An 8,249-nucleotide genomic window follows, 5' to 3' on the forward strand; every position below is an offset into this window, starting at 1 on the left:
GTACACCTCTTTGAATTAATGGAGAATAGTTTTTTTATCTGACGTTCTGATGATATTCGGATAAACGGTATTCCCGCGCAAAATCAACATAAATTTCCCAATTGCGGCGTATCGCTTCCAGAACTTTTTCGTCTGACGTTTTTTTGACTTTTGCCGGAATGCCCATAACGACTGAGTTGGGAGGTATGATCTGATCCTGCATGACGATGGCTCCCGCGCCGACGATACAATTTGCTCCAATCACAGCGCCATTGAGCAGCGTTGCGTGCATACCAATAATACAATTATCATGGACGGTTGCGCCGTGAATGATCGCGCTGTGGCCGACCGAGACATTTTTGCCGATTACCGTTGGGAAACCGAAATCGACATGAACAACCGCATTGTCTTGAATATTACTGTTGTCGCCAATAGTGATGGTTTCCATATCCCCGCGTAAAACGGCACCGAACCAAATGCCGACATCGGTACCAATGACAATATTGCCAATTACAGACGCAGTCCGTGCGATAAACGCCGAATCCTGGATTTGCCGGTGCGTGCAATTGCTTAAACGAAAAGATTGGGGTACATACTCCACAATAGCCTCGCTAATGGATCCCGTTGAATTGCATCTAAAAAAACGGTTGGGAAAACGTGATGGGTTATCAATGAAAACGCGAGGTGAAGTTGGAAAAATTTTTTCAAAAAGTCAATTGAATTAGGAGAAGTTGCAACATCGGATCATTCAATTGAACTGTCGACTGAATTATACATCAAGATAAAAGTTGAAATTACCTTACTCTTTTTGTATACTCACAGCCGTTTCGGAGGAGAACTCGGAGTATGTTACATTTATTGGCGACGATAGTTGTGTCCTATCTTTTAGGCTCGATTTCACCGAGCATTATTTTGTCCCGCCTGATCAAAGGCGTCGATATCCGGACATACGGCAGCGGTAATGCCGGCATGACCAACGCCATCAGGTTTCTGGGCGCAAAGTGGGGAACGGTTGTAGCGGTATTCGATTTTGCAAAAGGATTTTGTGCCGCGATGGTGATCAGTACGTGGTTGATGCCAAGTTCGGATTTGCTGGTGATTGATCCGATTGCAGTCAGAATTCTGGCAGGTATCGCGGCTGTTGCCGGACATATCTGGACGATTTTTTTCGATTTTAAAGGCGGCAAAGGAGTGTTGACGGTTGCAGGTGCCGTGACGGGTGTGGCGCCTTCGGAAGTCGGACTGTGTTTTGTCGTTTTTTTGATTATTTTTTTGTTGACTCGATACGTATCATTAGGTTCGATTATCGGTGCGATTTTTTTTCCTGTGATCGTATTTATAGAAGCCTGGGTGCTGCACGAACCGGTTTCTCCCTACTTGCTCGTGTTCAGTCTGTTTGTTGCCGTACTGATTATGTTCACTCATCGTGCCAATATCCGGCGGCTTTTGAAAGGTGAGGAAAACAAATTCGGTTCGAAGAAATAATGAATGCGGTATTTTTATAAACCGGCGGGTCATGAACACGGTTTTTTCAAGGAAATTAAAATGGCTGTGGTGGATATTCGCGCTGGCGAGTTTGTCCGGCGGCGGGTATTTTTTTTACCGAATGGCCCAAAGAGCTTTGATGGGTGAAACAGACGCCATCGGTTTGGTCGTTTGTTTTGCCACAATCGCAGTGTTGGCGTATTATCTTTTGAAAAATTTCTGGACCGTCATTCTTGATGACCGTGATTTACTGGACGTTTTTAAAGACATTGCCATCTCCCGTGATGCCCGAATCCGTCACGTACGCAATGAACACGCTTCACCGAATGGCACAATTGTCGAAAACGGTTATATTATGTCTTTTTCAGAAGGAGTAACGCCGATCAACGCGTCTCTGATCAAGCTGGGACGTAAACAGGCTGACCGGAAGGAATTGACTGACGAGCACGGACTGCTGGTGATCCGGATCGAGGCTGCCCACAACCTACGATGCACGATCGTCAACCCAACGTATGAAATCCGTGAATCGGCGGACGTGGAGCATTATGCGCCAATGGTGCTCGATTCCAAAACATATTCATATTACGGGCACGGCATCGTTTTTTCGGATTATGAAAAAAAACAGAACGATTTTTTGTTTGATCGCCATGTCATGAATATTCAGTTGATCAACCTGTTTGTTAATTTTCGTTTCAAATTTATCGTTTTTGCACACAATGCACTGACGGCGGTCAAATCGGCGGTCTTGGAGAGTATGCCTTCGGACGTCGAATCATATCATGCATTAATTCATTTACATCAGGTTTTGTGCGATCATCATCAGCAATCGGAATTTCAAACAATTCATCATACTTAGGAGACTCTCATGCAAGACAACAAAAAACTTATCTACATCTTTGGCGCGGTCGGGCTCGTGCTGTTGGCAGCCTCGGTGTATTTATTAATCCAGGTCAATACGCTGGAAAAGCGCAGCGCCAAAATCGGGTATGTTAAATCTGACGTTTTGTTGGCCAATTATAAACCGGCGATTGCTATCCAACAAAAACTTCAGGAAGAAACATCGCATGTCCAAAAAGAATTGGAAGAACGTTACAAAGAATTGCAGGGTATGGATGCCGATTTGAAAAAGAAATCGCAGGTGCTGACCATGCAAGCGCTGGCTCCGCAGATGGAGCGTTTTCAAACCAAACAAAGCGAGTTTTTACAAATGCAGCAAGGGCTGCAGCAGGCCGTTTCACAAAAACAAGCGCAACTGCTCGAGCCGGTTTTTCAGGATATCAGCAATTTCATTAATAAATACGGCAAAGACAACGGGTACACGCTTATTTTCGGAACGCCTGTGGAAGGCATGGTGATTTACGGTGATCCGGCTCAGGATTTAACCGAAATTCTCAGCAGCGAACTCAATTCACGGGTACCTCCGGCCGTTCCCGTGCCGCTCAATCCTGCGGGCGGAGATTCGACGAAAAAATAATTCTGAAATCCCATTTTTAAAACCGTCTCATAACGCACTCGATGAGACGGTTTTTTATTTGCAATTCGATCATGCAGTGGTTACATTTTTCAACTTCATTTTAATTCTCATAATTTCATTACGAAAGGTATGGCATGGCCAAACCATCGACGATCGGGGAACTCAAACAGTCCGGTTACAAGGCATTGTCAGTCAAAGACGAAATCCGGCGTAATCTTATTCGTAAATTACGCGAAAAAGAAAATATCTTTCCGGGCATTATCGGTTATGAAACAACGGTTGTTCCCGAACTCATTCATGCATTACTTTCAAAACACGACTTAATTTTACTCGGCTTGCGGGGGCAGGCCAAAACGCGTATTTTGCGCAGCCTGATCAATTTGCTCGATGAAGAAATTCCTGTCATCAAAGATGCGCCGCTGAATGATCACCCGTTCAATCCGATTTCACGTGTTGCCAAAGACATGGTTGAGCAACACGGCGATCAGACGCCGATTGCGTGGCTTGCAAGAGAAGAGCGTTATGGTGAAAAGCTGGCAACGCCGGACGTGACCGTTGCCGACCTGATCGGTGACATCGATCCGATCAAAGCGGCAACGCATAAATTACATTATGCGGATGAACGCGTCATGCATTTTGGCGTCATTCCCCGCAGTAATCGCGGTATTTTTGCGATCAACGAATTGCCCGATCTGCAGCCGCGAATTCAAGTGAGTCTTTTCAATATCCTGGAAGAAAAAGATTTTCAAATTCGTGGATTCAATATCCGTATTCCTCTCGATATTTTAGTTGTGTTCTCGGCCAATCCTGAAGATTATACCAATCGCGGCAGCATCATCACGCCGCTCAAAGACCGGATCGATTCTCAGATCCTGACGCATTATCCTTTGCGAATTGAAGATGGAATGAGAATTACCGAACAGGAAGCCTGGCAGGAACGTGATAATCCGTCGATACCGGTTCCTTCGTATTTTAAAGAAATTATCGAAAATATTGCTTTCCAGGCCCGTGCAAGCGAATTTATCGATCAAAAATCAGGCGTCAGTGCGCGGCTGACGATTTCTTGTCTTGAAAATCTTATCAGCGCCGCCGAAAAACGTGCAGTCGTTCTCAATGAAAAAAATCCATTTCCGCGTATTTGCGACTTGTATCATCTCGTTCCATCGATCACGGGGAAAGTTGAACTTGTGTACGAAGGTGAACAGCAAGGCGTGGCGCAAGTGGCTCACGTATTGATTGGTCGGGCGGTCAAAGCGGTTTTTAAAAATTACTTTCCTGATCCGCTTTCCAAAAAAGACATGAACGTGTATCAGCAAATTCTGGCGTGGTTTACCGGAAATCGGCTCGACGTCTCCAATGACATGCCTTTCCAGGAATATTTTGATCATTTGACACGCGTGCCGACCTTAAAAGAAGTCGCTTTGAAGTACATGAAAATTGACGAAACGGATAAACCGGCGCTGGCATCGGCGATGGAATTTGTGCTGGAAGGTTTACATCAGAATTCGTCGCTCAGCAAAGATCAACTTGATGCACGCGTGTCATACAAAGACATGGTTGGAAGTATGCTTGGAAAAATAAATTGGGATAAGGAAGAATAACGTCCACGATCACGTGAAATCACGTGTATATTTCTAAGCAAGCGTATTTCGTTTTCATACAATTTTACAGCAACTCCACTCTTTATTCTGTCGTAGAACTATCATTCCTTAATTGTATCAAAATTACATGGAGGTATGCGATGAAAAGCTGGCCGAACAGAAATTTTCTGGAAATTATTTTTATGCTTATAATTACCGGTTCTTCGCTTTATGCACAACACGAACATAAAGATTCAAAAAAGGCAAACAACGAGGCTTTTGAATCGATCAAAGGGTTGACCGGCAAATGGAAAGGCGCTGTCAAATGGACTGGCGCTAATCCCAGAGACGGCGGGATCTTCGATGTGGAATATTATTTGACCGGTAACGGTACTTCGATAGTGGAAAATTTAATTTCAGACGGGACCATCACCATGACGAGCGTCTACCACATGGATGGATCCGATCTGCGGATGACGCATTTCTGCGGCGCCAACAATCATCCGCGATTGAAAGCCGATCCATTCAATAAGAATGAAAAATCGGTTGATTTTCAATTCATAGACATTACCAATTTATCCTCTCCTGAAGCCGGACACGTACATCATGTGAAATTAACTTTTAATGATGCGGATCACGCGGTACTTGTTTTTACCTTTATAAGGTCGGGCGCCGAAAGTTATGAAAACATTACTATGACACGTGTGAAAGGGAGTTGATCCTGATATTTTCGTTGAAATTTTAATTTTGTGAACTTATTCTTTTATATAACAGGTTAGAATCAAATGCAACTTGCGGCAATGAATGACGTTAAAACGTTACATTCAAAATTAAAATTTTAACCGAAAAGGATTTATGAAAACCATCGTGCTTGCTTTCGTGCTATCCACTGCAACTTGTTTTGCGCAAATCCAATACGGTAATAACCCCTCGGCCGGGCATTATGTATCCATCAACGGCATTCAAATGTATTATGAAATTTACGGCAGCGGTGCACCGTTGGTGTTGTTGCACGGGAACGGAGGTTCCATTGCCGGGCACAGCAAACGTATTGAATATTTTTCCAAAGACTATAAAGTCATTGCGATCGATAGCCGGGGCCATGGTAAAACGATCGACACCGTTTCGACGCTGACGTATGAAATGATGGCGAAGGACATTAACGATCTTTTGGATACTTTGCATGTTGATTCAGCGTATATTTGGGGGCAAAGCGATGGAGGCATTCTGGCGTTGCTGCTCGCAATCCATTATCCAGGAAAAGTACGAAAAGCAGCCGGCTATGCGCTCAATCTGCGCCCCGATACGACCGCGGTACTGCCGGAAATTGCATTGTGGGTTGAGGGGATGTTACGAAACACCAGAACCAAGAAGGAAAAGCAAATGATGAGCCTTGTGCAAAATCATCCGCACATTCCTGTCGCCGACTTGCATTCTATTAAAGCTCCGTTTATGGTAATGATGGGGGACCGGGATCTCATTCGTTATGAACATTCGATTGAAATTTTTGAAAACATACCGCAAGGATTTTTATTTGTCATGCCCGGATCGACGCATGCCGGCGTATATGAACACCCGGCTTGGTTCAATATAGTTGTTGGCGATTTTTTTAAAAATCAATTTTCTACTATGACGTCCCTGGAGCTGTTTAAAAAATACTTCCATTGATTTTCCGATAAATATCAACGGATTTATTGTCCTCAATCCTCCCGGCCTTTTAAGATTAGACCTTGCATTTTTAGCGGGCGATCAATACATTGGCAGGAATTTCCTAGACCTATGCCGGTGTGCAACCAAAGACACAACGTGCACGATCGACTAATCTCTGTTTGAGTAGAGGACTCTCGTTTGAGTGTAATGCTTCCCAAAGCCGTTGAAAACGGTTTTATTGCTGTTATCCAGCCCCTGATCAAACTGTTTTCACGTTTCAAAGTCAATCCCAATTGGTTTACCACGCTTGGCCTGATGTTGAATCTTGCTGCCGCGACCGCGTTTGCGCTCGGATCGAAATACGGTATGCGCGACGATTTGCAATACGTTGGCTGGGGCGGATTTCTTGTGCTGATGGGTGGTATTTGCGATATCATGGACGGAAAAATTGCCCGCGCCGCCGGACTTTCTACACGCTTTGGAGCGCTCTATGATTCCGTTCTCGATCGCTACAGCGAAGTGATCATGTTTCTGGGCATGGGGTATTATCTGATTGCGCATAATTATTTTTACGAATCGGTATTTTGTTTCATCGCCCTCGGCGGTTCAACTATGGTCAGTTACATTCGAGCGCGATCGGAGGGTCTTAAACTTGATTGCAAAGTCGGATTGATGCAGCGTCCCGAACGCATCGTATGGCTCGGCGTCGGTTCATTATTTTGCGGTTTGTCGATGGTTGTGGTCGATCCCAATTATATATGGATTGTCAACGGGATTCACGTATTCAAGCCGATTTATTTATTTACGGGTCCGGTGGTTATTGTCGCAATATTTGCCAATTATACAGCCGTTCAAAGAATGTATCATTCGTATAAATTGAGTCTTCAGTTACAAGCAGAGGAAGAAAAACTTCCTGCCAAAAATGAAATCCCGGTTTAACTTCATAAGGAGTATCTTTTGGAAAGACCTGTCACTATCAAACCCGCGCAGGGAAAATTAGGTGTATTACTGCCCGGTATGGGCGCCGTGGCGACCACAATGATTGCCGGCGTGATTGCCGTACGCAAAGGCCTCGCTCAGCCGGTCGGTTCGCTCACGCAAATGGGCACCATTCGCCTTGGTAAACGTACCGAAAAACGCGTACCGAAAATCAATGAATTCGTCCCGCTCTCACCGCTCGATTCCATCGTCTTCGGTGGATGGGACATTTTCGAAGACAATGCCTATCAAGCCGCGATGAAAGCCGGCGTTATTGAAAAAGATTTATTGAATCAGATCAAGCCGGAACTCGAAGCGATCATACCGATGAAGGCTGTTTTCGATCAGAAATATGTGAAACGCCTGAGCGGGCCGAATGTGAAAACCGGCAAGTCGAAAATGGATTTGGCGGAACAGCTTCGCGCCGACATTCAGAATTTCAAAAAACACAATGGCTGCGACCGGCTCGTGATGGTGTGGTGCGGTTCGACGGAAGTTTTTATCAAACCGACGGACGTTCACCAGACGATCGAAAAATTCGAACAAGGCTTGCGAGACAGCGATCCGAATATTCCGTCGAGTATGATTTACGCATACGCCGCGATCAAAGAAGGCATTCCGTATGCCAACGGCGCGCCGAACCTCAGTGGGGACGTACCCGCGCTCGTCGATCTTGCACATACATTGAGCGTTCCCATTTGCGGCAAAGATTTCAAAACCGGTCAGACGCTGATGAAAACAATTCTTGCGCCCGGATTCAAAGCACGTTTGCTCGGGATGAACGGCTGGTATTCGACGAATATTCTCGGTAACCGCGACGGCGAAGTGCTCGACGATCCGGAATCGTTCAAAACCAAAGAAGAAAGCAAACTTTCCGTGCTCGAACATATTCTTCAGCCGGAAGTATATCCTGATTTGTACGGTAAAATTTCTCACGTCGTTCGGATCAATTATTATCCACCGCGTGGCGACAATAAAGAAGGCTGGGATAATATCGATATTTTCGGGTGGCTCGGATATCCGATGCAGATTAAAGTCGATTTTCTCTGCCGCGACTCGATTCTCGCGGCGCCGATCGTGCTCGACCTTGCACTGTTTCTCGA

At 45.2% G+C, this 8,249-nt stretch carries 9 protein-coding genes; 8 read left to right on the top strand and 1 reads right to left on the bottom strand.

Annotated features, from left to right (window positions below; all coding sequences use genetic code 11):
- Positions 1-34: 34 nt before the first annotated feature.
- Positions 35-580 carry a gamma carbonic anhydrase family protein gene (locus K1X84_06180; protein MBX7151210.1) on the bottom strand — a complete coding sequence of 182 codons (546 nt, stop codon included), beginning with the start codon at positions 578-580 and terminating at the stop codon, positions 35-37.
- A 245-nt stretch (positions 581-825) separates the two neighbouring features.
- On the opposite strand from K1X84_06180, the gene plsY reads away from it, so the two are divergent.
- From plsY to K1X84_06220, 8 genes are all read left to right on the top strand, one after another.
- Positions 826-1,464, top strand: coding sequence for a glycerol-3-phosphate 1-O-acyltransferase PlsY (gene plsY, locus K1X84_06185; protein ID MBX7151211.1), 639 nt, complete (start codon positions 826-828; stop codon positions 1,462-1,464).
- Positions 1,465-1,495: 31 nt separating this feature from the next.
- Positions 1,496-2,320, top strand: coding sequence for a hypothetical protein (locus tag K1X84_06190; protein ID MBX7151212.1), 825 nt, complete (start codon positions 1,496-1,498; stop codon positions 2,318-2,320).
- 9 nt (positions 2,321-2,329) lie between these two features.
- Positions 2,330-2,938 carry an OmpH family outer membrane protein gene (locus K1X84_06195; GenBank protein MBX7151213.1) on the top strand — a complete coding sequence of 203 codons (609 nt, stop codon included), beginning with the start codon at positions 2,330-2,332 and terminating at the stop codon, positions 2,936-2,938.
- A gap of 134 nt (positions 2,939-3,072) precedes the next feature.
- Entirely contained in the window at positions 3,073-4,539 is a 1,467-nt protein-coding gene (locus tag K1X84_06200) for a sigma 54-interacting transcriptional regulator (protein MBX7151214.1), read from the top strand.
- 140 nt (positions 4,540-4,679) lie between these two features.
- The gene (locus K1X84_06205; protein ID MBX7151215.1) at positions 4,680-5,237 is read left to right on the top strand and encodes a hypothetical protein; all 558 of its coding nucleotides are present in this window, start codon (positions 4,680-4,682) and stop codon (positions 5,235-5,237) included.
- A 136-nt stretch (positions 5,238-5,373) separates the two neighbouring features.
- A complete protein-coding gene (locus K1X84_06210) occupies positions 5,374-6,186 on the top strand; it encodes an alpha/beta hydrolase (protein ID MBX7151216.1) in 813 nt (270 codons plus the stop codon).
- A gap of 189 nt (positions 6,187-6,375) precedes the next feature.
- Positions 6,376-7,107, top strand: a complete 732-nt coding sequence (locus K1X84_06215) for a CDP-alcohol phosphatidyltransferase family protein (protein MBX7151217.1) — start codon at positions 6,376-6,378, stop codon at positions 7,105-7,107.
- Between the two features lie 78 nt (positions 7,108-7,185).
- The coding region (locus K1X84_06220) for an inositol-3-phosphate synthase (GenBank protein MBX7151218.1) at positions 7,186-8,249 on the top strand (1,064 nt) is incomplete at its 3' end.

The organism is bacterium (assembly GCA_019695335.1).
In the GTDB taxonomy this organism is placed as follows: Bacteria; CLD3; CLD3; order SB21; family SB21; genus JABWBZ01.